This window comes from Phenylobacterium sp. LH3H17 (assembly GCF_024298925.1).
Taxonomy (GTDB): Bacteria; Pseudomonadota; Alphaproteobacteria; order Caulobacterales; family Caulobacteraceae; genus Phenylobacterium.
Genome location: NZ_CP101283.1, coordinates 1,955,246 through 1,978,388 on the forward strand (window position 1 = coordinate 1,955,246; position 23,143 = coordinate 1,978,388).

Genomic DNA, 23,143 nt, shown 5'->3' on the forward strand with positions numbered 1-23,143 from the left:
CGCGGATTTCGCCTCCGTTTCCATCCGCGCGCAAGGGATATCGCATAGCCGGCTTCCGCTTCCGGGCGACCGGCGCTAATGACAGCCCATGACTGAGACCTCCAAGTTGATCGAGGGCCGCACCGGCCCGTGGGAAGTGGTTCTGGGCCTGGAGATCCACGCCCAGGTGGCCTCGAACGCCAAGCTGTTCTCCGGCGCGGCCGTGGGTTTCGGCGCGGGGCCCAACCAGCAGGTCAGCCTGGTGGACGCCGCCATGCCCGGCATGCTGCCGGTGATCAATCGACACTGCGTCGAGCAGGCGGTGAAGACGGGGCTCGGGCTCAACGCGCAGATCAATCTGAAGAGCCACTTCGACCGGAAGAACTACTTCTATCCGGACCTGCCGCAGGGCTATCAGATCAGCCAGTACAAGCACCCTATCGTCGGAGAGGGCGTTGTGATCGTCGAGCATGACGACGGCTCGACCTTCAATGTCCGGATCGAGCGGCTGCACCTGGAGCAGGACGCCGGCAAGATGCTGCACGACCAGGACCCCAACGCCAGCTATCTGGACCTGAACCGGGCCGGCACGGCGCTGATGGAGATCGTGTCGATGCCCGACATGCGCTCGTCCGCCGAGGCAGCGGCCTATGTGAAGAAGGTTCGCACCATCCTGGTCTATCTGGGCACCTGCGACGGTGACATGGAGAAGGGCAACCTGCGCGCCGATGTGAACGTCTCGGTCTGCCGCCCCGGCGACTACGAGAAGTTCCGCGAGACCGGCAGCTTCAGCCACCTGGGCACCCGCTGCGAGATCAAGAACGTCAATTCCTACCGCTACATCCAGCAGGCCATCGAGTATGAGGCCCGCCGCCAGATCGAGATCCTGGAGGACGGCGGCAAGATCGACCAGGAGACCCGGCTGTTCGACCCGAACAAGCTGGAGACCCGCTCGATGCGGTCCAAGGAAGAAGCGCACGACTATCGCTACTTCCCCGATCCCGACCTGCTGCCGCTGGACCTCGATCCGGCCTGGGTGAAGCGGATCGAGGAAAGCCTGCCGGAGCTGCCGGACGCCAAGAAGGCGCGCCTGCAGTCGCAGTACGGCCTGTCTGCCTATGACGCCGGGGTGTTGATCATCGAACAGGCCAGGTCGGACTTCTTCGAGGAAGCCGCCAAGGGCCGCGACGCCAAGCTGACCGCCAACTGGGTGACCAACGAACTTGCCGCCCGCCTGGCCGCCGCCAACCTCGAGATCGGCGACAGCCCGCTGAAGCCGGACGTCATCGCCGAGCTGGTGGCCCTGATCGAAGAGGATGTCATCTCCTCCAAGATCGCCAAGGATGTCTTCGAGCGGATGTGGGCCGGCGAAGGCCGCCCGCGCGAGATCGTCGAGAAGCAGGGCCTGCAGCAGGTCTCCGACACCGGGGCGCTGGAGAAGATCATCGAGGATCTGATCGCCGCCAATCCGGGCCAGGCCGAGTCGGTGAAGGAAAAGCCCCAGGCCATCGGCTGGTTCGTCGGCCAGGTCATGAAGGCCACGGGCGGCAAGGCCAATCCGGGGACCGTCAATCAGCTCCTGAAGGCGAAGCTCGGGATATAGGCCCCTCGATGCTCCCCCTTTGGGGGAGCTCCCGGCCACATGGCCGGGTGAGGGGGACTTTGACTCTCGTTTGCGGTCCTCAGCCCCCTCCGTCACGTCGCCGAAGGGGGCGACGCGCCACCTCCCCCAGAAGGGGAGGATCTAGGCGCTACCGCTCCGGCGTAAACTCCACCCCCAACTGCCGGATGGCGTGGACGAAGTTGTTGGGCGCAATGTCGATCTCGCCCGTCCACCTGATGTCGGGGAAGCGCGCCAGGATCTGGCGGTAGGCCTCCTCGAGCTGGATCTGCGCCACCCGCTTGCCGATGCAGACGTGGGGGCCATAGCCGAAGGCGATGTGCTTGTCGGCGTTGGCGCGCCCGACGTCGAGGCGGTCGGGGTCGGCGAACACTGCGTCGTCGCGGTTGGCCGCGCCGTAGTACATGATGACCTTCTCACCTTCGGCGATTGTCTGGCCGGCCAGCTCGACGTCGCGGGTGGCGGTGCGCCGCATGTAGATCACCGGGCTCACCATGCGGATGAACTCGTTGGCCGCGTTCGGGAGCAACGACGGATCGGCGATCAGCCGGGCCTTCTGGTCCGGGAACTCGGTCAGCAGCTTCATGGCGCCCGAGAGCGTGTTGCGGGTGGTGTCGTTGCCCGCGAAGACGATCAGCAGCCAGGAGCCATCCAGGAACTCGTCGGAGAGCAATTCCCCGTCCACCTGGGCGCGGGCGATGGCGGACATCAGGTCCGGCTGCGGGTCGAGCCGACGCTTGTGCAGCATGACCCGTCCGTACTCGAACATCTCCGAGACGTTGGCGTTGAAGGCGTCGATGAAGGCCTGGACCTCCGGCGGCAGGTTGTCCGGGTCGAACGAAGCTTCGCCGGACTGCTCGCCGGCGATGTTCTGGGCCAGTTCCAGGAAATGCATCCAGCCGAGGAACTTCGGGCGGTCAGCCTCGGGCACGCCCAGGATCTCGCACAGGGTGTAGAGCGGCAGCTGGGCCGAGAAGTTCGAGACCAGGTCGCAGCGGCCCTTCTTCGCCATGTCGTTCAGCAGCCGGGTCACTTCAGCTGAAACCCTGTCGGTCAGGCCGCGCAGATAGGCCGGCGTGAAGTAAGGCATGTGCTCGCGGCGCAGGGCCATGTGCGGCGGGCCGTCCAGGTTGATCATGGCGTCGAGACTGGCGCGGTGAAGCTGGCCGTGGCGGCCCCCCGGCTCGCCGTATCCCATCAGGATGCCGCCGCGCTGGGACGAGAAGGTCAGCGGGTCCGCGTCCACGGTCATCACGTCGGCGTGGCGGGACACCACCCAGAACCCGGGGCCGCCTCTTGGCTCGGGGTGCCACATCACCGGCGCGTCGCGGCGCAGGCGCGCATAGGCGTCGAAGGGCTGACCGCCGGTGAAGGTTCGGGCGTCGGCCAGGTCCACGCCGGGCAGCGGCGGATAGACGACCGGATGGGTCGGGCCGATGCGGCCTTCCAGATAGGTGTTGCTGATGAGATCCACGGCGATGCTCCCGGCGTCTCGATCACGCAAGGATATCGGCTTTTCCGACGGCCGAAAGCCTGACCCCACGGCGCCCGCCGCAGCGAGGCGCCCCGGAGCGGGGCTCCGGGGCTGGGGTTCGACTTAGTTGTTGGCGATGATGTCGAAGATCACGCCGCTGGCCAGGGCGGCCAGTAGGTAATCGTCGCCGACTCGGTACCAGGCATAGCCGCGTGGCGGCTGGCGCAGGTGGTAGCGGTGATAGTCCTGGATGACATAGGTCCGATAGTACGGTGGCAGGTGCGAACCCCGGCGCCAGGCGGCGTAGCCCGGGCGATAATAGGGGTTGCCGTAATAGGCCTGGGGCGGGGGGCCGTAGTACCAGCGGTTGTTGTAGTAGTAGCCGTTGTGGCGACCGCGATCCCAGTTGCTGTAGCCGCCTTGGCGGTGGTCCCTGCGATCGTCGCGCCGATCCCAGCGGTCGTCACGGCGGTCCCAGCGGCCGCCGTCACGGCGGTTGTCCCAACGGTCCTCGCGGTGATCGCGCCGCCCACGGTCATCCGCATAGGCGGAGGTGGCGCTGGCCGCGATGGGGCCTGCGACGGCGGCGGCGACCGCTAGGCTGAGTAAAAGGCGCTTCATGGCGATGACCTCCTGTCGGAAGGTTTGGTGTCCCAGGCGCTAACCATGACTAACGCTGCCTGAACTCGACCTGAACGGAACTGTCAGGCTCACGGTTGCGCTCGCCGCCGCATCGGCCATGTATGAACCCGTGCAGGCGCCAGGGAGAGAACACATGGCCGAACCGATCGACGTCTACTTCTGGCCGACGCCCAACGGCTACAAGATCACCATCGCCCTGGAGGAGATGGGACTCCCTTACAAGCTCATCCCGATCAACATCGGGGCCGGCGCGCAGTTCAAGCCCGAGTTCCTGGCCATCAGCCCCAACAACCGCATGCCGGCCATCGTCGATCCCGAGGGACCGGACGGCAAGCCGATCTCGGTCTTCGAGTCGGGCGCCATCCTGCAGTATCTCGGCCGCAAGACCGGCATGTTCTACGGCCGCGACGAGCGCAACCGCGCCGAGGTCGAGGAATGGCTGATGTGGCAGATGGCGGGCCTGGGGCCGATGGCGGGCCAAACCCACCACTTCCGCGGCTATGCGCCCTCGATGATCGCCGACCAGCGACAGGTGGCCTATGGCGCGATCCGCTACACCAACGAGACTGAGCGACTCTACGGCGTGCTGGACAAGCGCCTGGAAGGCCGCGACTTCGTGGCCGGAGACTATTCCATAGCCGACATGGCCGCCTTTCCCTGGGTCGCGCCCTGGAAGATGCAGGGGATCGTCCTGGACCAGTTCCCGAACGTGAACGCCTGGTACGACCGCATCGCCGCGCGTGAGGCCGTGCAGCGAAGCGCTGAGGCCGGAAAGGCCATCACCAGCCGCAACCTGGGCGCCCCGACCAAGGAGGCTGAGGAGGCCCGCAAGGTGTTGTTCGGGCAGCGGGCGCGCTAGCCATGCTGACCAGCCGGCTGGCCACCGAGGCGGACCTGCCGGCGCTGCGGGCCCTCATGGCCCTGGCGATCGACGATCTGCAGCGGAGTTTCCTCGGTCCCGCCGAGATCGTCGCCAGCCGGGCGGTCATGGGCCTGGACACCCAACTGATCGCCGATCGCACCTATTTCATCGTTGAGGAGGACGGCGTCCTGGCCGGCTGCGGCGGCTGGAGCCGCCGCGCCACCCTCTATGGCGGGGACCACAGCGAGTCCTTGCGCGACTCGGCCCTGCTGGACCCCGCCTGTGACGCCGCCCGGGTGCGGGCCATGTATACCCATCCCGCCTTCGCCCGGCGCGGGGTGGGGCGGATGATCCTGGGCCTTTGCGAGGCCGCCGCCCGGGCAGAGGGCTATGGCCGGGCCGAGCTCATGGCGACACTGGCGGGCGAGCCGCTCTACAAGGCCTCCGGTTTCAAGGAGATCGAGCGCACCGCCTCGGCGCCGGTCAACGGCGTGGTCGTCCCCCTGGTGCGGATGGGCAAGTCGCTGGAATAGTCGGCGGCCGGACGGCTGGCCGGATTAAGGTTCCGGATATGAAATTTTCCCATCAGTAAAACCTACGAATAGTACAAATGAGCGCGACAGAATCTCACAATCGCTGCAATTAACCTTATGTTTAGCGCGCATCGACTTTCCTACCTCTCAGGATGATCGGATGCGGTTCCAGAATGGATCCGCGCCGGTCGGGGAGAGGGAATCGAACTCATGCTTGCGAGCGTGGAATGCACCGAAGGCCTGCCGTTGCCGAGCGCGGACGCCTCGGGCGACGAACTGTTCAAGATGGGGCTGCTCTATTCGACCGGCCAAGGCGGCGCGCCGCTGGACTACGTGTCGGCCCACATGCTGTTCAATCTGGCGGCCATGCGCGGCTCGATCGAAGCCAAGGTCTACCGCAAGGAACTGAGCCAGGAGATGGCTTCCGACGAGGTCGCCGAGGCCCAGCGCCAGGCCCGCGAATGGCTCGCCCACGGCTGATCGCCGTCCGCGCGAGCCGAGTTTCGGGCCGGCGGGCCGTTCCGCCGGCGCCGCGCGTCAGTTTATGACCCGGTCGCCCAGGGCGTAGTTGAAGCCGAACTGCACCGGCGACAGGTCCCGGAAGTACTGCTGGATGAACAGCGAGGCCTCGGCCACACCGCTGCGCGGCACATAGACGATGTCGAACCGGCGCAGGGGGACGACGTCCGAGTCGCCGCTTTTCAGACCCCGATACAGATTCGCCCGCCGCATCATGGCCCGGCCGTCCGGGCCGCGACGGATGATGATCACCCGGCTGCGGTCGGCGCTGGTCTTGAAGTCCCCGGCCTGGATAACCGCGCGCAGGGCGTCGGAATCGCCGGTCAGGTCGAACATTCCCGGCGTGCCCACCTCGCCGCCCACGAACACCTTCAGCGGCGCGGCCCTGGCGACCACATCGACCTCGGGCCGTAGCAACTGACGCGAATAGGCCTCGGTGAGCGTGGCCTGCAGTTCGGGAATCGTACGGTCCGCGGCCATTACCGTCGAGATCAAGGGCAGGGCGATCCGCCCGTCGGGCTGCACCGTCACCGTCTTGTTCAGCTCCGGCGCCGAGGGGAGCGAGACCTCGATCTCGTCGCCGGGATAGAACCGGTAGTCCGGCTCGTAATCGCTCCAATTGGCGTAGGGGATGTCACTGAAGGCCTGGCCACGCGCCGGCGCGGGCTCGTCGGTCCTTCCGAGCAGGTCCATCCTGGGAATACGCGGCATGCCGCAACCGCCGAGCGCGAGGCTCGTGGCGGCGATCAGGGCGAGCGCGAGGGGCGTTCGGGAGCGCATGGCCTAAAGGTTAAGGAGAATGGGTAACGGAGTGTTAATCGCGCGCCGCCAGGGTCCACAACAGTTGGTGGGAACGGGATTCTATGGCCGCGCCGGGCTCTTGGACAGCTAGGTCGCACGACGTGCCGCCGCGGGCCGACTGGGCCGCGCGGCCTCGCTACGCCATGTCGGACTTCGCGACCCTGCTGTGGCGCGAGCGCTATCTGATGGCGGCGATCTTCCTGATCATCTTCATCGTCGGGGTCGGGGCCGCGCTCACCCTGAAGACCACCTATCCGGCCCAGTCCAGCGTGCTGGTCCGCCTGGGACAGGAATATGTCTACGAGCCCCGGGCCGGCGACGCCGGCCGCGGCGCCGTGCTCGACTCCGACCAGGTGATCCAGTCGGAAACCGCCATCCTCGGCGCCAGCCAGCTGAAGCTGCGGGTCGTCGAGAAGCTGGGCCTGTCGCGCACCTATCCCAAGCTGGCGGCCAAGTATGCTTCCGCCGGGCCCGAGGAGAAGCGCAAGATCATGAGCTCGGCGGTGCGCAGCATCGAATCCAGCCTGAAGATCGAGACCGCGCCCCAAACCCCGATCATCCGGGTGAGCTTCACCCATGAAGATCCCGAGGCCGCGGCCCTGATCCTCAACACCCTGCTCGAGGAATACCTGATCTACCGCCGTGCGGTGCTGAGCGATCCCAACTCACCGGCCCTGGAGCAGCAGCGCCGCAACTTCGAAACCCGGCTGGCCCAGGCCGACGTGGCCTATGAGGACTTCCTCAACAACAACCGGATCGGGGACTTCGTGGCCGAGAAGGCCTCGCTGTCGCAGCTCCAGGCTCAGATCGAGCAGCAGAAATACCAGACCGACGCCCAGCTTCAGGACCGCATCGGCCGCCTGGCGACCCTATCGAGCCAGTTCGGTCAGATCGCCCCGGAGGTCGGGCTCTATCGCGACGTCTCCAGCGCGCCGGGCGAGAAGCTTGTCGCCCTGAAGATCCAGCGCGAGGACCTGCTGTCGCGCTACCGCGCCGACGCCCGGCCGGTGCAGGAACTGGACGCCCAGATAGCTCAACTCGAGGCCGGCATCGCCGCCGGCCGCACCCTTGCCGAGGGCGCGCGCCGCTTCGGGGTCAATCCGGTCTATCAAACGGTGCAGACCGAGAAGATCCAGCTCACCGCCGAGGTCAACGCCCTGCGCCAGTCCCAGGCCGAGCTGATCTCTCAGATCGAGCAGGTCACCCAGCGGCGGCTCAAGTTCGCCGAACTGGAGCCCAAGTTCCAGGAGCTCAGCCTCGACCGTGACGTGCTGCAGGCCAATGTGCGCGACTTCTCGGTCAAGGAAGAGCAGAGCCGCGCGGCGCAGGAGATCGCCTCGCGGACCAACGACAACATCCGCATCGTCGCCCGCGCCACCCCGCCGACCAAGGGCAAGAGCCTGCGCAAGCCCGCCGTGATCCTGGCCTTCCTGTTCGCGGGCTTCACGGCCCTGAGCGCCGGCCTGCTGCGGATGTTCACGCGCCCGGGCCTGCCGACCGCCCAATCGGCCTCGCGCACCCTGGACCTGCCGGTCCTGGCCGCGGCCCCGCTCAAGGCCCGGTAGAGCCCGTGGTATGTTCGGCCTGAGTTTGGGTTAGCTTCGGCAAACTGCGCGTGCGGCGATTCGAGAAATGTTGGACCTTAGCGCCGAGATGGCTGAACTCTGGGCGTCGCTTGGCGCTCCAGCGGCCGGCCGTGCGCGGGTGATCCAGGTCACCGCCGCCCGGCGCGGCGAGGGCGCCTCCACCGTCGCCCGGGAGTTGGCCCTGCACGCCGCCAAACGCGCCGGACGCTCGGTCTGGCTGGTGGATCTCGACCTCCTGGCCTCGCCGCAGCACGTGTCCATCGCCCAGGGCGCGGAGCGCTATGGCAAGCTGAGCGAGCCCGCCGCGGCCACCCCCGACGGATCGATCTTCTTCACCGTCCAGCCGCCGCTGCGCCAGGCCGACGGCCAGCCTTGGCCCAACGCCCGCTACCTAGTCGCCCACCGGGTCGGCGCCGCGAGGTTCTGGGTGACCCGGTTCCGTCGCGATGCGCTGAAGGGCGGCCAGACGGTCCACGTCCTGCCCACCGGCGACTATTGGAACGCCCTGCGGAAGTTCGCCGACGTGATCATCGTCGACGCTCCGTCACCCGAGCGCTCCCAGGCGGTGCTGACCGTGGCGCCGTTCATGGACCAGACGGTGCTGGTGGTGGCCGCCGACGAGCCCGACGTTCGAGCGCCGGCCAAATTGCGCGATGCGATCAATGGGGCAGGCGGCAATGTCGCCGGCCTGTTCTTCAACCGTGGCACCGTGGAGCGCCCGGCTTTCCTGAAGGCGATCCTGCCCTAGACCGCCTCTACGTACAGCGCCGCGCGATAGAGCCGCATGGCGAAGGCCCGGGTCTTGATCGGCGCGCCCTCGATCAGGGCGTAGAGCTTGAGCGCCGGCCGCCAAAGGCCGCGCAGGGGTGCGTATTTCAGCACCTTGGCCACCTTGTAGCTGGGATAGGTGGAGACCACCGCCGGGTGGGCGGCGATGACGCGGGCGAAGTTGGCTGCCGACTGCTCGTACTTGGCGGCCATGGCCGGGGCGGTGTCGAGGCCCAGGTGCGTGGCGGTGTTGTCGACGTGCAGGATCGGCCAGCGGCGGGCCACCCGCATGCCCCATTCCACGTCCTCCCAGCCCCAGCCGGCGAAACCTTCGTCGAAGGCCTCGCTCTCGAAGACGTCGCGGCGGACCAGCAGGTTCGAGGTGAAGACGTGCTTGGCGGGATTGCGCGCCCGGCAGTCGGCGGTCAGGCAGTCCGAGTGCGAGGCCATGGCCCGGTGCAGGGCGTGGAGGGGCTTCAGCGGGGTCTGGTGCAGGGAAAAGCCGCCGAACGCCACCGGCGGGTTCTGGCGGGCGACCACGCCCAGCCAATCGCGAAGGAAATGCCGGCCGTCGGGCAGCATGTCGCTGTCCAGGAACAGGAAGCGGCCGGCGCGGGCATGAGCGACCAGGCGGTTGCGGCCCTTGGCGCGGCCGACATTGCGCGCCAGGCGCACGAAGCGTGCGGGGAAGGGCAGGGCCGTAATCGCCTCGGTGACCCGCGCCGCCAGGACGTCGTCGCCGGTGCCGTCGTCCAGAACCACCAGCTCGACGTCACAGGCCTCGCGGCCCAGCGCCGCGAGCAGCGGTGTCGGGTCGTCGCCCTTGAACGGGATCAGGATCGACAGCTCAGTTGAGCGCGTGGCCCAGGTGGCGTTGTCGTGCACGGTTTCGTCTGGGGCGGTCATGCCGCGCTCCCGGCTCGTCGGGCCTGGAGGATCGCCAGGGCGCGGCTGCGCAAACGGCCTGCGTCGAGGGCGAAGACGATCGCGCCATAGGTGGCGCCGCCGGCCGCGGCCTTCAGCGTCAGTTCCGGCAATCCGCCCAGGTCCGGGATGCGGCTCACGACCAGGGCCATGACGGCCGCGGCGCCGAGGGCCTCGCCCAGGACGCGCCAGGGAACGGGCAGGGGCATGACCTTGCGGGCCATGACGATCGCCACGGCCACGCCGAGGGCGTAGCTGAGCACCGTGGACCACAGCGCGCCTTCGATCCCGAACCGGGGGATGAGCAGCAGGTTGAGGCCGAGATTGGCCACCGCCGGAACCGCCATCGCCCACAGGGCCAGGCCGCTGCGCCGTCCCAGGACGAAGGCCTCCGAGAAGTAGTAGGTGTTGAGGCCCGCCAGCAGCCCGCCGAGCGCGATCAACGGCGTTACCTGGGCCGCGCCCGCCGCCATGGCCGGACCGATCATCAACTCGGCCAGGGGACGCGCCACCAGGGCCAGGCCCACGGCGGCCGGCAGGGTGAGCAGGAGCATGACCGAGAACTGTTCGCGGGCGGCGCTCGCCAGCGCCTCGCGCCCGCCGCGCTCCAGGGCCATCACCATGGCCGGGGCGCCGGCCGCGCCCAGCCAGATGAAGGCCACGTCGAGGGTGCGGTTCGAGAGACTGTAGCCTGCGTGATAGACGGCCACGGCGGCGTTATCGAGGAAGGCCGCCAGCAGGAAGCGGTCGGTGGTCGACAGAACCACGGTCAGGATCAACGAGGCCGCCAGGGGAACCCCATAGGCCACGTGCTCGCGCAGCCGGGCGGACTCGAAGCGGCCGCCCTTGGCCTTGGCCAATTCCGGTCGGGCGCAGATCGCCGCGGCCACGAGGGCGGCGAGGCCGAAGCCCATCAGGGGGGCCGCGCCGCCGAATCCGGCATAGGCAAGCGCCGCGCCGAAACCGAAGCCGCCGAGGGTCTGGATCAGTTCGAGGCGGGCCGAGCCGCCGACCTCCCCCGCCGCCCGGCGGCGTTCCTGGCCGAGCTTGGCGAAGGTGCGAGGGACCAGGGCGACGAGACCCGCGATCACCGCGAGCTTGAGGGACGGGCCCATCGGCCAGAGAACCGCGGCCAGCACCGCCAGCGGAACGACGGCCAGCAGGCCCAGCCAGGCGCGATGAACGGTGGCCGCGTGGTCCGCCCCGCCGTTGCGCAGGGACTCGCCGGCCCAGAACCTGCCGACCGCCGCCTCATTCCAGGTGAATATCGCAGTGTGGGCCAGGGTCATGACCGAGAGGCCCAGCGCATAGTCGCCGAACTGGCCCGGCGTCAGGACGCGGGTGAAGAGGACGATGGTGAGCAGGCCCACCAGCCCCTGGACGATATTGACCGGCAGGTAGCCGAGCACGCCGCGCCAGAACATCGCCCTGGCCTCCCGCTACCGAACGGTTTCGGAGTCGCCCAGCAGGCAGGGCACGGTCATCATCATGATGTAGAGGTCGAGCCAGAAGGACTGGCGCTCGATATACTCCACGTCCAGCGACACCCGCTGCTTGACCAGGTCGGGCGTGTCGATGGCGCCGCGCGAACCGTGGATGGCCGCCCAGCCCGTCATGCCGGGCTTCATACGGTGGCGATGGGCGTACTCGGCGACCAGGCGATGGCTCTCCACGTCGCCGGTCTTCATGCCGATGGCGTGAGGCCGGGGGCCGACCAGGGACATCTCGCCCATCAGCACGTTGAAGATCTGCGGCAGCTCGTCGAGGCTGGTCTTGCGGATGAAGCGGCCCACCCGGGTGACCCGGTCGTCGTCGGCGGTGATCTGGCGCGCGGCCTTGGCGTCGGCGACCTCGACCCGCATGGAGCGGAACTTCCAGACCACGATCTCTTCGTTGTTGAAGCCGTGGCGGCGCTGTCTGAACAGGGCGGGGCCGGGGCTGTCCATGCGCACGGCGGCGGCCACGAACACCATCAGGGGCCCGAAGACGAGCAGGGCCACGGTTCCGATGACCAGGTCCTGCACCCGCTTGGCGAGCGCCTTGCCGTGATCCACCTGGGCGCCGGAGATCCGGGTCAGGGGCAGGTCGGCGATGCGGCCGATGGCGACGGCCTCGTCAGCCGCGCCGTTGCGGTCGAGCAGCAGGGTGATCTCGTTGGGCAGGACCTCCAGGCGGGCCAGCAAGGCCCGGACCCGGTCGCGTGCGCCAGACGGCACGGTGACCACGATCCGGTCCACATAGGGCATGATCCGGTGGTCCAGCAGGGCCTGCGTGTCGCCCAGCACCGGCACGTCGCGCAGCCGCTTAGGCGCGCGCGCGGCGCGGTCGTCGAAGATGCCCAGCACGTTGGCTTCGCGGTTCTTCAGCACGGCGCTGATCAGGCGTTCAGCCGCGCCGGTGGCGCCGACGATGACGATATTGGGGGTCAGCCGGCCGTTGGCCCGCCAGCGGCGCACGTTTAGCCACCAGATGGCGTGGGCCAGCGCCATGGCCAGTATGCCCAACGGCGCCCACAAGCCGAGCGCCTCGGCGAGCGCCGGCAGGGCGGTGAACGGGGCGGCGACGGCGAAACAGGCGGCCGCGCCTACGGCGACGGCGACGGTGACCCGCATCAGGTGCATGGCCAGGTCTTCAGTACGACCCAGGCGGTAGGTGTCGAACAACTGCAGGCTGATGAAGACCGCCAGGCCCGCGGCGCTGTGGAGCATGGAGACGCCCGGTGCGCCTGACAGCGACTGGGCGACCAGGGCCGCGCCGATCAACGCCAGGCCGTCGCCGGCCTGGAAGAACCGGGTCAGCATCCGGCCCGAGAGTCGGGTGCGTGTGGGCGACAGGCGTTCAGGCCGCAAGGGACCGCGGCGCTCGCCCCACATGTCGTCGGCAGGGCTGATCGTGTCGTCCACGGGCTCATCCGGAGCGGGCGCGCGTTCGAGTTTGACGACGGAGGACATGGCTTACCAGCGGAAGCGGCGGGATCAGGCTTTAGCTTGCCACGCCACGCCTCAGCGACCGGTTAACGCTGCGCGTTCTCTCAAGTGGCCGTCAGGACCCAGCCGAGGAGGACGAAGGACGCCGCGAGCAGCAGCGCCAGGAACAGGCGCGTGGGGGTCAGCCCGGAACTGGGGGGCTTCGTCGGCGGCTCATAGGTGACCGGCAACCGTGACATGAGGCCAGCATAACGCGGTTCGGTAAACGAATTCACCGCAATTACTCAATCAATTCGCGCGTATAGCGTGTGAGAGGCGCGCATCCCGGGTAGGAACGTGGCCGAAATGCGGCGACGTGGCGCCTCACTTGCGGAGGCCGATCGTCAACGAACAACGGAGTGCCGCAATGAAACAGTTCGCCTTGCTTACCGCCGGCCTGGTCATCCTCGCCGCCCAACCGGCCTCTGCTGCGGTGACTCAAATCACCACGCCGGATCTGGCCTACACCTCCGGCACGACCCTGCTGGCCATCACTGGCGGCGACTTCACGCCCATCTCGGGCCTGACCGACGGCATCGTCAGCCTGACCTTCGACGCGGGCGAAGTCCGCAGCGTCAGCGGCAGCTGGTCGACCTGGGGCTCGCCGCCGGACACCGAAGGCGCCAATCCGAAGATCGTCTACACCGGCGGTCTGACCACCATCACCTTCCAATCGGACAAGGTGCTGTCGGTGTTCGGCTTCGAAGCTGAGCCCAACCCCTTCTCGGCCCACAATTTCCAGATCGACTACTATCTGGGCGGCGTGCTGCAGGGCACCGTCAACCGTGTGGCCAACGGCAGCGCCGGCGCTCGCCTGATGGCGGCCTCGGGCACGTTCGACAAGGCCGTGGTCTCCTCGACCACCAACTTCGCGTTCGGCCAGGTCCGCTACGACGTCTCGGCCGTGCCGGAACCGGCCACCTGGGCGATGATGATCATCGGCTTCGGCGCCGTCGGGGGCGCCGTGCGCAACCAGCGTCGTCGTCAGGCCCTGGCCTTCGCCTAGATCCCGTTCGTTTGCTTAGGGACGCGCCGCCGGTCGATGACCGGCGGCGTTTTCGTGTCTGGTGGAGCTCAGACCTCGAAGCGGCTGGGATCCCGGCCGTCGTCCGCCACCACCCGAACGCCCGGGACCGCCGAGGCGCGCAGCTCGCAATCGCGGTACCAGGCCACGTCGCGCTTGGGGTCGCAATCCATCAGGATCGCATCCTCGCCCAACTCGACGAACAGTCGCGCGATGTCCTCGATGGAGGCGTCGATCTTCAGCGCCGAGCGCCCGGCCAAGGCGAGCTCGTCCAGGCGGGCGTTCAGTCTGTCGCTGAGGGCCTCGGCCCCCTCGCGGGCGGTGGCGGATGCACGCGTCACACGAGATTGTCGCCTCGCGCGAGAGTCGGCGCAATGCCACGCTTGGCGGGGATTTTCCCATCCCCGCGTTGCCCGCCCGGAAAGCTTCGGCTATTAGAACCGTCCCTTCGGAAGGGCATGCGGGCGGGACGTTCCAGCCGCTCGCCGCTCCGCCGCCGGGTCGGGAGAAAACCCGAACCAAATCAGATGGTGACGTGGCCGAGTGGCTGAAGGCAACGGTTTGCTAAACCGGCTGAACAGTCGTTTTTTCAATGACATGTCCTGTAAACCGCTGCCGAATTGGCCCTATGCATTTCAAGGCCTTAGCTCGCGGCGGTAAACTGAGCCGTTCTGAGTGCGTGGTTCCACAGAGTGCGCCGATGCGACGTCCCTGGGCCGTTGTTCTAACCCTCGTTTTGGTAGCGAGCTGCTCCCAGCAGTCGAACTGGGCCGCTTTTGTCTACCCCGACAGAGAAAACATCCCCGACGAGGTAGCAGGCAACATCATCGGACACTTCAGCACCTTTGAGCAGTGCCAATCTGCTGCAATAGCAGAGATGGAACGCCTTACTCAAAACTGGACACCGCCCGAGGGAAGCGAGGAAGATTCCTCCGCGCCTATTCCAGATTACCAGTGTGGATATAAGTGCACGCGGAGGGCACAGTACAGCGGCTTGCTAGTTTGCAAGACCGATCGTAGATGATTTCTTGGGCCTTATTTCATTTCGATGATCCAGCCTTTAGGCGCTCAAGCGCTGCTAGCGCTACCGTCTCACTACCCACGTAGCGGGTCGCCACGGCCTCTGCGGTTTCCTTGCCCCACCCCATTATCCGAGCCAATTGGGGTGTCTCTACCCCGGCGCGGACGAGCGATGTCGCGTAGGTGCCTCGCAGGTCATGCCAGCGCTTTCCGACAACACCGGCGGCATTGCGCGCGAGTCCGAACTGCTTTTCCAGCGTAGGTGCCTTCCAAGGCTTGCCGGTTCGGTCAGTAAGCACCACCGGCGAGACACGCGGACAGCTTGCAAGGATTGATTTCACCTCAGTCGTCAGGGGTATGTGAACAACGCGCCTACGCTTCGCGGTGGTGCGCGTGATCGCTTCGGTGCCTACGTCCGCCCAGGTCAGCTTGAGAAGATCGCCTTTTCGGAGACCGGTGAAAGCGGCGAGAAGCGCCGCGCGCTTGAGTTCCGGCGTGGCGTGTTTGCATAGCGCCTCAAGCTCGTGGGGCTCCCAGATTATGCTCGACCTATCCACCCGGTAGAGGCGGGTCCACGGGCCGAACTCCGCGTCGCTTTTCCCAGCTTCGCGGGCCCATTTCATCAGCTGCACAAGAGCACTGACAAGCTGGTCGGCCGTGCATGGTGTCCGCGCATGTTCCCCACGCCACTCCATGACTTCGCGTCGGAAGTGGCGAGACGCCATTGCTCGAACAGGCATGCCTCCAAATTTGTCGCGGACGGTGCCGAGGTGCTTTCGGAGATCCTTTTTCGTGCGCGGCGAAAAAAGCGCGAACTCGGCACTCTCTTGCCAGGCGTAGATCAGCCCCGCGACAAAGCCGTCAGCGTTCGGGCTGCGCCGTTCAGTGTGCTCGTGAAAGAGGCGCGATGCTTCAATGCTGGCGGCCGCTACGCGTAGGCTCAGCGCTCTCTCGGTCAGTGCCCGCGCTGAGAGGATGCGTGGCCCGCCGCGCCATGCGTACCAGTACTCGGCCACCCCATCGGCCAGGACCTTGCGAACCCTATGGACGCCGGGCAGGGGTGCCATCACGGCCTTTCCAGTCGAGGAACGCGGTGTCTGGGTCATCATCTGTCGGAATCTTGGACTCCAAACACGATGAGCGGTCAAGTTTGTGGTCGAGTAGGAGTCGGTCCCAGCGGACTCGGCCCCCGATCTTGGTCGGGCTAATGAAAGACGCTGGATTGCAGCCGCCGAGATAGAGGCGGGCCTCGATGGTGGTCAAAAGCCGAGGGCAGATACTTGAAGTGCCGACAGTATTTTGTGCTTTCACGTCGTTGAGTCTAACGCCTTACTGCCCGCTAGCAAGGCTTAGCTATTGATTTCCCACAGATATTATACCGCGTGACTTGCAAGGCACAGGTCGGCCGTCCCGCCATTTTCCCCGTTGTTCCCCGTTTTATTGCGGGCGCGCCTAGCCGTCTAAACACGGACGCGCGTAAGCCTTGAGCAGTGGGTGTCGCTACAGAAGGTGGCCCCACCGGCGCGTTACGGTCGTCGCAAACAGCGTCTCGAATGCGCTGTCAGCCCGGCACCATTCATCCAACAGCCGCCGCCGATTTTGGCCGCGTGGTTTGGGACTGCCCTTGCCGAGCACGCGCCGCTCAAGCCTCAGCGCACGGTCACGCAGTCGTCCAAGCCGGTCTTCCGACTGAGACTGGTAGGTCAGCTTATGGGCTTGCCGGGATGCAAACACGCCACCTGACATTGGCAAGACTTCGCACCAGCGGCTCTGCCTGGGGCAGATGAAATAGTACCTGCGGCCGCCAAAGGTCATAGGGCGCCACGCCAGCTGGATGCTCTGCTCCTGCGGAACGCCGTTCAGACAAGAGGTGACGATGACCAGCCCGGCGTCGGGGTTCGAGAGATCAACGGAGATGTTGACGCTCCCGCTTTCTTCGCCGGTCGCCGCCCATGACCAGCTTTGCGGGCCGGCGGTAATAGCTCCCGGCCGTAGGCGTCCTTGGCGACGCATCATTCTGATATCGAGGCGGAGTGCGGCGTTTACCGTTCCTCGGTTTCGTTCCCGTGGGCGTCCAGAGCTGTGCCCTCCCATATTTTCCGAAATCCTTTGGCTAACTCGCGTTAATTCAAACGGGGGGGCGTGGCCGTTGGGGTGGGGCCAATCGAGGCCCTAGCGGGCCTGTGGAGTCTCGAATCGTGCCTCCGGGCTACCCGGGGTAGCGGGTTGGCATTCAGGGGTGTCCTGAGTCATCCAGGGGGCGGCGGCGGGCCGTTGGACCAATGGAATGGCTCACTTTGATGCGTTTCCCGAGCACCACGCCGCCCGTGCGTCGATACTTGGCGGTGTTGGGTACCCAGTGAGCCGTTCGGACCTCGTCCGTACCCTCTTTCAGCAAGTATCTCTTCAGGTCGCTGCTGAGGGTGCCTTTGGTAATGGGCATTATGCGGGCCGCGGAAGCCCGCACTTCACCTGTGGCTTCCATTTCGATCCAGCCGAACGCGGCTCGCTTGAAGGCGGCCGAATGGCGCGGCGGGACGTGGATCACGAGATGCAGGTGCTCGCCTTTTAGCCTTCCTACCTCACGGGCGTAGGCCCAAACGGCGGGAGCGCCTGTCGCGCGCTTTAGCCAAGTGCCTGCAAGGTTGAGGAACCGTTGGGTGCGCGTCGCGACGGGGATCGGGCACTCGGCATGCTTCCATTGGATCGTGATGAACAGGTTGGGTTCCCGTTCGAGCTGGCGTGTGAAGTTTAGCGCGGCCGCAAGGTTGTCGGCGTCGTTGGTCTGGATATGTTCATGGCGTTTTCGGTGGGTTGGTGCGCCGACCACGGACGGGGGGCGACCTCGTGGTTTTGTGCCTGTCAGCGGGCGTTGGGGGGCGTTGTTGGCGGCATCTACTGCGGTTTGGGCCACTAAAGGATAGAGCCTCCACTCATTGGCGGTAGTGCGGGCGCGTTAACCCGTTGGAAATGTATCCGTTTTGTTCGCAAAGCGCCATAGCCATCGCTGCGGGAAAAATAACCGATGCAAAGTGGGCCGTTCACAGGTAAAGGAGCGTATACTTGTGAACGGAGCACACAGTGGCAGAGGGTCGGTTCGTCGCCTACTACCGGGTGAGCACGGAAAAGCAGGGCCGCTCGGGGCTCGGTCTCGACGCGCAGCGCGAGGCAGTGGCCACCTACCTCAATGGCGGGCATTGGCAGCTGCTAGCCGAGTTCACGGAGACCGAAACCGGCAAGGGCTCGAACGCTCTAGCGAAGCGGCCTCAACTGCGAGCAGCGCTGGAGCACGCCAAAAAGCACAAGGCGACGCTTGTCATCGCCAAGCTCGACCGGCTTGCCCGGAACGTGGCCTTTATTGCTCAGCTTATGGAGGCGGGGGTGGACTTCATCGCCGTGGACAACCCGACGGCCAATCGCCTGACACTGCACATCCTTGCGGCGGTCGCCGAGCACGAACGCGAAATGATCTCAGAGCGGACCAAGGCAGCGCTTGCAGCAGCGAAGGCCAGGGGACAGGTGCTTGGCCGCAACGGTGCGAACCTAGCGCTGCGCAACAAGGCAGTCGCGGCGGAACGCCTCCAGCCCATCGCGGCTGACCTTAATGCCCTTAGGGACGAGGGCTTGAGCGTGCGCGGCATAGCCGCCGCCTTGAACGAGCGGGGAATCCCATCGCCCGGCGGCGCCGGCTGGCATGCCGCCAACACCCACCGCGCCCTTAAAAGGCTGCGTCGGTAGGTCCGCTTCGCCGACACCACACCCGACAGCCGACGCTCGGCCTTAGTTCCTGAGAGCGACGTCGCGAACGTCTGCGATGGGTGGGAAGCGGACATCGCCCGCCAGCAGAGGTTCGGCCGCTATCCGGCCGACGTTCCTCTCTGCTACCTCCTTAGCCGGCCACCAGGGGGTATCGGCGGCGGCGGCGATGGCGGAAATCGAGCGACGTGACGATCTTGCTGCCAGAGGTCGATGGCGTGAGGGTGATCAAGCCAGCCCGCCTTGTCGATTGCTTCGTCATCATGCGCGCACTCGATCATGCGCTCTTCGTGTCCGGTTTCATCGGGCGACAGCAGCACGATGCGATAAGCCGCCATACTCTACCTCCCACCGGAAGTCGACCATTGGGCAATGCGCCGAATGGCAGTGGCCCGTCGATGATATTGATCAAAAGAACCGGACCTGGGAACGACGACCCGAATGTCCGCCAAGGGTCGGATTCAGGCGTCACTATCCTGCCCGCAAGGCGACCTTCGGTAGGGTCCGCTTTCCGGCCGGGAGGCAAGGTCGGCTTGTGGCGCAATCCGGTCCCCCTATTCGTCGCGCCATGGCGGTGGCTGGGGTGCATCCGGACGTTGCGGCGCCACCTAGCTGGTGGCATCCTTCACCTATGGCCTGGGCATACGGTCTCTTGCTGGTAGCAGCCATGCTGGCCACGGGAGCGCTGTGGACCGAAGGCCTTTCGTGGTGGCTGAGGGCCACTATGCTCTTCAGTTTTCTAGTGGTGTGTTCGTTAACCGATTGGCTGCGTTGCAGAACTTGTGGAATCCCAGTTCTCCAAGTGGGCCGCACAAAAGTACACCTGGTGAAAGAGTTGCCACCCCGAGAGTGCCCGGGCTGTGGTCAGGACCGTATGTGGCGACCCAGGCTAGCTTGGTTTGGTTGGCGGTAGCCTCGTGCCCAGCGCCGGGCGGAGCCGAGGACCGTACGCCGGTGTGCGATAGGTGGAATGTCTGCTCGTCGGCCCAGAGCCAAGGTCCGCTGATGGCGCCAATCAGCCGTTCGACCATCATGTTGACTTCGAGCCCGAGATCAGACGAGGCGAACCGCTGATGTGGGTGGGGAGCGGTACTTCAGAATTTGGCGATGGCCGCCATCGTGCGCTCGAACTGATCGATGTGCGACCTGCTGACTTCGGTTGCGCCCAGGCCTACAGCCGCGCGCATCTCGTTCATGATGTCGATGGAAATCACCATCAGCCGTTGAGCCATATCCAAGCTGATCCGCGCTTCGGCATACGCCTCCTCAACCCGCATGCGCGCTGACTGATGGGCGTATACAGTGTTCCGCAGTCCTTCGATCTTATCGGCGAGAGGCTTGGCTTCGGCGAACAGCGCAGTTAGCCGGACTGCAGCCTCTGGCGACAGCTTCCCCCGGCACTCCCGCATCAGCCTGGGAATGCCGTTGACCTTAGGGCCCTGCGCATAGGCGGCCGCAGCCCTCACATAGAACGAGTAGCGATGGGCCAAGCTGTTAGCTGCCCATAGGTCAATCATCGTTTCGCGATAAGTTTCTGTGGCGTCCCACGTCGTTTTATGAATGTGGAGCGACCAGAGATCGTGATGGATGGCCGCCATGATGACGTTGCGGGTCATCATCTCCATCCTTTCCTCAAGACCGATCATCCGAACAACCTAGCCCGATACCTGTGGGCGACAAGCGGACCGATTGGCCGTCCGCTAAGGGTCGAAAGCGGAGGTTGGAAACCAACTGCGACCGGTTTCGACCCATTGCGGGCGTTCGGTAGGTCCGCTTTGCGGATCGAGTTCAGGCTTGCTCCTCGCAATAGAAAGACGGCGCTACGTCGCAGTCTCAATTTCAAGAAATACAGGGCGTGATCGTCAACCCCGCAGAACATCCGACCGCTCGCGGGGGGTGAAGCGATGCCATCTTGCCGAGCTGGGCTCTCACGTCCCGTCATCGGGTAAATCATTGCGCGGAAAAGCGGGTCAGTTGCGTTTTCACACAGCCTCGACCCAACGCGGATGGGAGGTCGGCCACCTTGCGACCCGATATTTTCAGCGCTGCCCAGTCCCGCTTCGCGAAAACGTCAGGCCGCACCCTCGACAGCGTCCTCAGACCGGGCAAGCCAAGGAGCTTGATCAGCCCGTGGCCGCCAAGGGCGCCTCCGCAGGCGACGCTAGCGCCTCCTGCAGCGCTGTGAAGAGCCGCATCGCCTCGATCGGTTTGGGGACGAAAGCGTCCATGCCGGCATGTCGATAGCTGTCGACATGATGGGTCATCGCGTCTGCCGTCAGCGCGATGATCGGTGTGCGGGCGCGGCCCTCGGCGGCCTCGCGGGAGCGGATCGTACGCGTCGCCTCCAGTCCGTCCATCTCCGGCATCTGCACGTCCATCAGGATCACGTCCCAGGCCCCGTTCGCCCAGGCCGCCACGGCCTCGCGGCCATTGCCGACGACGGTTACCTCGACGCCCACCTGGCCCAGCAACGTCGTCAGCACCAGTTGGTTGACCACGTTGTCCTCGGCCGCGAGCACCCGCACCGCCGAGAGCTCGGCCTCGACCGGAACGGTGGCCTCCTCGGCTTCGGTCTCGGCGTCGCGCAGGCGCGGCAGGGCCAACGTGACGACGAAGGTGGTCCCGTGTGCAGGGGTGCTGGTCGCCTCGATGCCGCCCCCCATGCCCTGCGCCAGCCGTCGGCTGATCGAGAGGCCGAGGCCCGTCCCACCGAACCGCCGCGTGGTGGAGGCGTCGGCCTGCACGAACTCTTCGAACAACCGCTCCAACGCCTCCGGCGCGACGCCGATGCCCGTGTCGCACACTTTCAGCCGCAGGGCGCCCTCGCCTGCCGCTTCGGCGGTGACGGTGACGCTGCCCTCGCGGGTGAACTTGATGGCGTTGGAGACGAGGTTCGAGAGGATCTGACGCACCCGTACGGCATCGCCTAGATAGATGCCCTGCGTTTGCGGCGCGACCTCACAGGTCAAGCTGACGCCCTTGCCTTCAGCGAGGGCGGCGAAGGTGGCGCGCACCGCTTCCACCTGCTGGGCCAGGTCGAACTCGGAGGACTCCAGCTCCAGCTTGCCCGCCTCCATCTTCGAGAAGTCGAGGATGTCGTTGAGGACCGCCAGCAGCGTGGTCCCCGAGAGGGTGATGACCTTCAGGCGTTCGCGCTGCTCCTCCGCCAGGGGGCCAGCCGCCATCGCCTGGGCCATTCCCAGAACGCCGTTCAGCGGCGTCCGAATTTCGTGGCTCATCGTCGCCAGGAACGTCGACTTAGCCTGGTTGGCTGTGGCCGCGGCGTGCTCGCGCTCCGTGGCCAGCCGCCGCGCTTCCCGCAGCGCCGCCCGCGAGCTGGAGAGGTTTCGCCGGGAGGTGAGGATCAGGTTGCCCATCGCCGCCGCCGCACAGGCCGCCGCCAGCACGACCAGCATCCCACCACTCGGCGCGTGTTCGATGACGGCGCCCGCCAGGATGTAGGCTAGGCCCGCCATGTACGGCGTCGAGACGATGTAGAACAGCCGCGGGCTGGCATAGTATTGCATCAGTGCGTAGACGAGGCAGATGGTCAGGATGACCACCGCGAACATGCGCGCGAATTCGCTTCCCGAGTGCCACAACGCGACGGCGCCGACGCAGTAGAAGGCGGAATTCACCGTCGTGACCGCCAACAGCGACGGGAAGGCCACTTCAGCTCGCGTTTGCGGAGTCCAGGTCTCGACCTTTCGGCTGAGCCAACCGCCCGTCACCATCGCGCCGATGATCGCGCCCAGCCACAGCGCCACCCAGGTCGCCGGTGCGAACGCCAGTGCGCCGATGGCCGTGGCGGCGAAATGGATCGCCCGGTTAGTGAAGTTGCGGTTCGAGACCACGAAGAGATGGATCTCGGAGTCCAGCTTTCTGCGCGGCGCAAGTCCTGCCGACTCTGTTCGAGCCATGGCTCTTGTTCCCCCGAGAACTTTGCCAGACTTGAGGCTGAAAGACTTAAGATTGGCTTAGCTGTCAAACCGGAGTGCAATACTGTGCCGATATGTCTCGGCATCGAGGTCGTCTTCCCTGGGCCGCCCGCGTCGAGTGCGGCAATCCACCCTCCTGCGACCGTTGGAAGCTCTGCTGATGGGCCGGGCGTCGTCGGGCGCATTCCCCCTTCCCTTGCGGGGGTCCAAAGTTAGCCTGGAACACCTCAATCCTCTTTCATCTGTTCAGCCTGAGCAGGGCGGGACAGCTGTCGTTCAAGCACACTTGGCCCACAGCCTCGGAACATGGTGCGCGGGCGAGGAGGAGGTTCCGCTCCCCACCCATTGCCGACGTCGGCTGCGTCCGCACACGGGCTGAATTACCGACGTCTCCTCTCGGGCGTGGAGCCGATGGCCGCATTCCACCCATTGGGGCCATTCGGAATGTCCGGCTTTAGGCATGACCGCGTTGCCCTGCCGCGCCTCTTTCGCTATGGAAGGCGTCCCGCTTGGAACACGTCAGGCACGGCCGCTGTAAACCGGCTGTAAACTGACCGGCGGGTGGGGAGAAAACCCCAACGAAATCAAAATGGTGACGTGGCCGAGTGGCTGAAGGCAACGGTTTGCTAAATCGTCATACGTGAAAGCGTATCCAGGGTTCGAATCCCTGCGTCACCGCCACTTTCCAAGCCGCGAGCGGACCGCCTCATCGGCTTCCTGACGGCGCTCG

The 23,143-nt window shown here is 66.0% G+C and carries 22 protein-coding genes and 1 tRNA gene; 9 read left to right on the top strand and 14 right to left on the bottom strand.

Features of this window, described 5'->3' with window-relative positions; all coding sequences use genetic code 11:
- The first annotated feature begins 88 nt into the window (after positions 1-88).
- Positions 89-1,582: an Asp-tRNA(Asn)/Glu-tRNA(Gln) amidotransferase subunit GatB gene (gene gatB / locus M9M90_RS09670; protein WP_254836946.1), complete on the top strand. Its 1,494-nt coding sequence runs from the start codon at positions 89-91 to the stop codon at positions 1,580-1,582.
- Between the two features lie 148 nt (positions 1,583-1,730).
- Here gatB and M9M90_RS09675 read toward each other — a convergent pair whose 3' ends face one another.
- Together M9M90_RS09675 and M9M90_RS09680 are read right to left on the bottom strand one after the other, a co-directional pair.
- Entirely contained in the window at positions 1,731-3,074 is a 1,344-nt protein-coding gene (locus M9M90_RS09675) for a cytochrome P450 (RefSeq protein ID WP_254836947.1), read from the bottom strand.
- Between the two features lie 123 nt (positions 3,075-3,197).
- A complete protein-coding gene (locus tag M9M90_RS09680; RefSeq protein WP_254836948.1) occupies positions 3,198-3,695 on the bottom strand; it encodes an RcnB family protein in 498 nt (165 codons plus the stop codon).
- 154 nt (positions 3,696-3,849) lie between these two features.
- On the opposite strand from M9M90_RS09680, the gene M9M90_RS09685 reads away from it, so the two are divergent.
- The 3 genes from M9M90_RS09685 to M9M90_RS09695 all read left to right on the top strand — a co-directional run bounded on the left by M9M90_RS09685 (position 3,850) and on the right by M9M90_RS09695 (position 5,591).
- Complete coding sequence (locus M9M90_RS09685; RefSeq protein WP_254836949.1) at positions 3,850-4,575, top strand: glutathione S-transferase N-terminal domain-containing protein; 726 nt, start codon at positions 3,850-3,852, stop codon at positions 4,573-4,575.
- Between the two features lie 2 nt (positions 4,576-4,577).
- A complete protein-coding gene (locus M9M90_RS09690; RefSeq protein ID WP_254836950.1) occupies positions 4,578-5,111 on the top strand; it encodes a GNAT family N-acetyltransferase in 534 nt (177 codons plus the stop codon).
- A gap of 210 nt (positions 5,112-5,321) precedes the next feature.
- Positions 5,322-5,591 (top strand): sel1 repeat family protein, encoded by a 270-nt coding sequence (locus M9M90_RS09695; RefSeq protein WP_254836951.1) that lies wholly within the window; start codon positions 5,322-5,324, stop codon positions 5,589-5,591.
- A gap of 57 nt (positions 5,592-5,648) precedes the next feature.
- On the opposite strand, the gene M9M90_RS09700 is transcribed toward M9M90_RS09695, so the two are convergent.
- Entirely contained in the window at positions 5,649-6,410 is a 762-nt protein-coding gene (locus M9M90_RS09700; protein ID WP_254836952.1) for a polysaccharide biosynthesis/export family protein, read from the bottom strand.
- A gap of 122 nt (positions 6,411-6,532) precedes the next feature.
- Here M9M90_RS09700 and M9M90_RS09705 point away from each other — a divergent pair, with 122 nt between their 5' ends.
- Positions 6,533-7,996: a lipopolysaccharide biosynthesis protein gene (locus M9M90_RS09705; protein WP_254836953.1), complete on the top strand. Its 1,464-nt coding sequence runs from the start codon at positions 6,533-6,535 to the stop codon at positions 7,994-7,996.
- A 67-nt stretch (positions 7,997-8,063) separates the two neighbouring features.
- The gene (locus tag M9M90_RS09710) at positions 8,064-8,765 is read left to right on the top strand and encodes a sugar kinase (RefSeq protein WP_254836954.1); all 702 of its coding nucleotides are present in this window, start codon (positions 8,064-8,066) and stop codon (positions 8,763-8,765) included.
- Here M9M90_RS09710 and M9M90_RS09715 read toward each other — a convergent pair.
- The 4 genes from M9M90_RS09715 to M9M90_RS21145 form a co-directional block, all read right to left on the bottom strand.
- A complete protein-coding gene (locus tag M9M90_RS09715; protein WP_254836955.1) occupies positions 8,762-9,691 on the bottom strand; it encodes a glycosyltransferase family 2 protein in 930 nt (309 codons plus the stop codon). The two genes, M9M90_RS09710 and M9M90_RS09715, sit on opposite strands and share 4 nt — an antisense overlap.
- On the bottom strand, positions 9,688-11,133 hold the full coding sequence (locus M9M90_RS09720) for a polysaccharide biosynthesis C-terminal domain-containing protein (protein WP_254836956.1): 1,446 nt from the start codon (positions 11,131-11,133) through the stop codon (positions 9,688-9,690). Before M9M90_RS09720 ends, M9M90_RS09715 begins: the two co-directional genes overlap by 4 nt.
- 15 nt (positions 11,134-11,148) lie before the next feature.
- Positions 11,149-12,612: an exopolysaccharide biosynthesis polyprenyl glycosylphosphotransferase gene (locus M9M90_RS09725; protein WP_254836957.1), complete on the bottom strand. Its 1,464-nt coding sequence runs from the start codon at positions 12,610-12,612 to the stop codon at positions 11,149-11,151.
- Between the two features lie 128 nt (positions 12,613-12,740).
- A complete protein-coding gene (locus M9M90_RS21145; RefSeq protein ID WP_256549245.1) occupies positions 12,741-12,875 on the bottom strand; it encodes a hypothetical protein in 135 nt (44 codons plus the stop codon).
- A 167-nt stretch (positions 12,876-13,042) separates the two neighbouring features.
- Here M9M90_RS21145 and M9M90_RS09730 point away from each other — a divergent pair, with 167 nt between their 5' ends.
- Complete coding sequence (locus tag M9M90_RS09730; protein WP_254836958.1) at positions 13,043-13,681, top strand: PEPxxWA-CTERM sorting domain-containing protein; 639 nt, start codon at positions 13,043-13,045, stop codon at positions 13,679-13,681.
- Between the two features lie 68 nt (positions 13,682-13,749).
- Here the strand turns inward: M9M90_RS09730 and M9M90_RS09735 are convergent, their stop codons facing one another.
- The 4 genes from M9M90_RS09735 to M9M90_RS09750 form a co-directional block, all read right to left on the bottom strand.
- Positions 13,750-14,040, bottom strand: a complete 291-nt coding sequence (locus tag M9M90_RS09735) for a hypothetical protein (protein ID WP_254836959.1) — start codon at positions 14,038-14,040, stop codon at positions 13,750-13,752.
- A 699-nt stretch (positions 14,041-14,739) separates the two neighbouring features.
- On the bottom strand, positions 14,740-15,786 hold the full coding sequence (locus tag M9M90_RS09740; RefSeq protein ID WP_254836960.1) for a tyrosine-type recombinase/integrase: 1,047 nt from the start codon (positions 15,784-15,786) through the stop codon (positions 14,740-14,742).
- Between the two features lie 433 nt (positions 15,787-16,219).
- Positions 16,220-16,735: a hypothetical protein gene (locus tag M9M90_RS09745; protein ID WP_254836961.1), complete on the bottom strand. Its 516-nt coding sequence runs from the start codon at positions 16,733-16,735 to the stop codon at positions 16,220-16,222.
- Positions 16,736-16,952: 217 nt separating this feature from the next.
- Positions 16,953-17,549 (bottom strand): hypothetical protein, encoded by a 597-nt coding sequence (locus M9M90_RS09750; RefSeq protein WP_254836962.1) that lies wholly within the window; start codon positions 17,547-17,549, stop codon positions 16,953-16,955.
- A 251-nt stretch (positions 17,550-17,800) separates the two neighbouring features.
- On the opposite strand from M9M90_RS09750, the gene M9M90_RS09755 reads away from it, so the two are divergent.
- Entirely contained in the window at positions 17,801-18,457 is a 657-nt protein-coding gene (locus M9M90_RS09755) for a recombinase family protein (RefSeq protein WP_254836963.1), read from the top strand.
- A gap of 143 nt (positions 18,458-18,600) precedes the next feature.
- Here the strand turns inward: M9M90_RS09755 and M9M90_RS09760 are convergent, their stop codons facing one another.
- From M9M90_RS09760 to M9M90_RS09770, 3 genes are all read right to left on the bottom strand, one after another.
- A complete protein-coding gene (locus M9M90_RS09760) occupies positions 18,601-18,813 on the bottom strand; it encodes a hypothetical protein (RefSeq protein ID WP_254836964.1) in 213 nt (70 codons plus the stop codon).
- Positions 18,814-19,569: 756 nt separating this feature from the next.
- On the bottom strand, positions 19,570-20,100 hold the full coding sequence (locus tag M9M90_RS09765; protein WP_254836965.1) for a hypothetical protein: 531 nt from the start codon (positions 20,098-20,100) through the stop codon (positions 19,570-19,572).
- 498 nt (positions 20,101-20,598) lie between these two features.
- Positions 20,599-22,395 carry an ATP-binding protein gene (locus M9M90_RS09770; RefSeq protein WP_254836966.1) on the bottom strand — a complete coding sequence of 599 codons (1,797 nt, stop codon included), beginning with the start codon at positions 22,393-22,395 and terminating at the stop codon, positions 20,599-20,601.
- Positions 22,396-23,004: 609 nt separating this feature from the next.
- Here M9M90_RS09770 and M9M90_RS09775 point away from each other — a divergent pair.
- A tRNA-Ser gene (locus M9M90_RS09775) sits at positions 23,005-23,094 on the top strand.
- The last annotated feature ends 49 nt before the right edge of the window (positions 23,095-23,143 follow it).

Coding starts and splice junctions, on each gene's coding strand:
- gatB (WP_254836946.1), top strand. CDS start 89: ATGACTGAGACCTCCAAGTTGATCGAGGGCCGCACCGGCCCGTGGGAA.
- M9M90_RS09680 (WP_254836948.1), bottom strand. CDS start 3,695: ATGAAGCGCCTTTTACTCAGCCTAGCGGTCGCCGCCGCCGTCGCAGGC.
- M9M90_RS09685 (WP_254836949.1), top strand. CDS start 3,850: ATGGCCGAACCGATCGACGTCTACTTCTGGCCGACGCCCAACGGCTAC.
- M9M90_RS09690 (WP_254836950.1), top strand. CDS start 4,578: ATGCTGACCAGCCGGCTGGCCACCGAGGCGGACCTGCCGGCGCTGCGG.
- M9M90_RS09695 (WP_254836951.1), top strand. CDS start 5,322: ATGCTTGCGAGCGTGGAATGCACCGAAGGCCTGCCGTTGCCGAGCGCG.
- M9M90_RS09700 (WP_254836952.1), bottom strand. CDS start 6,410: ATGCGCTCCCGAACGCCCCTCGCGCTCGCCCTGATCGCCGCCACGAGC.
- M9M90_RS09710 (WP_254836954.1), top strand. CDS start 8,064: ATGTTGGACCTTAGCGCCGAGATGGCTGAACTCTGGGCGTCGCTTGGC.
- M9M90_RS09715 (WP_254836955.1), bottom strand. CDS start 9,691: ATGACCGCCCCAGACGAAACCGTGCACGACAACGCCACCTGGGCCACG.
- M9M90_RS09720 (WP_254836956.1), bottom strand. CDS start 11,133: ATGTTCTGGCGCGGCGTGCTCGGCTACCTGCCGGTCAATATCGTCCAG.
- M9M90_RS21145 (WP_256549245.1), bottom strand. CDS start 12,875: ATGTCACGGTTGCCGGTCACCTATGAGCCGCCGACGAAGCCCCCCAGT.
- M9M90_RS09730 (WP_254836958.1), top strand. CDS start 13,043: ATGAAACAGTTCGCCTTGCTTACCGCCGGCCTGGTCATCCTCGCCGCC.
- M9M90_RS09740 (WP_254836960.1), bottom strand. CDS start 15,786: ATGGCACCCCTGCCCGGCGTCCATAGGGTTCGCAAGGTCCTGGCCGAT.
- M9M90_RS09745 (WP_254836961.1), bottom strand. CDS start 16,735: ATGATGCGTCGCCAAGGACGCCTACGGCCGGGAGCTATTACCGCCGGC.
- M9M90_RS09760 (WP_254836964.1), bottom strand. CDS start 18,813: ATGGCGGCTTATCGCATCGTGCTGCTGTCGCCCGATGAAACCGGACAC.
- M9M90_RS09765 (WP_254836965.1), bottom strand. CDS start 20,100: ATGGAGATGATGACCCGCAACGTCATCATGGCGGCCATCCATCACGAT.
- M9M90_RS09770 (WP_254836966.1), bottom strand. CDS start 22,395: ATGGCTCGAACAGAGTCGGCAGGACTTGCGCCGCGCAGAAAGCTGGAC.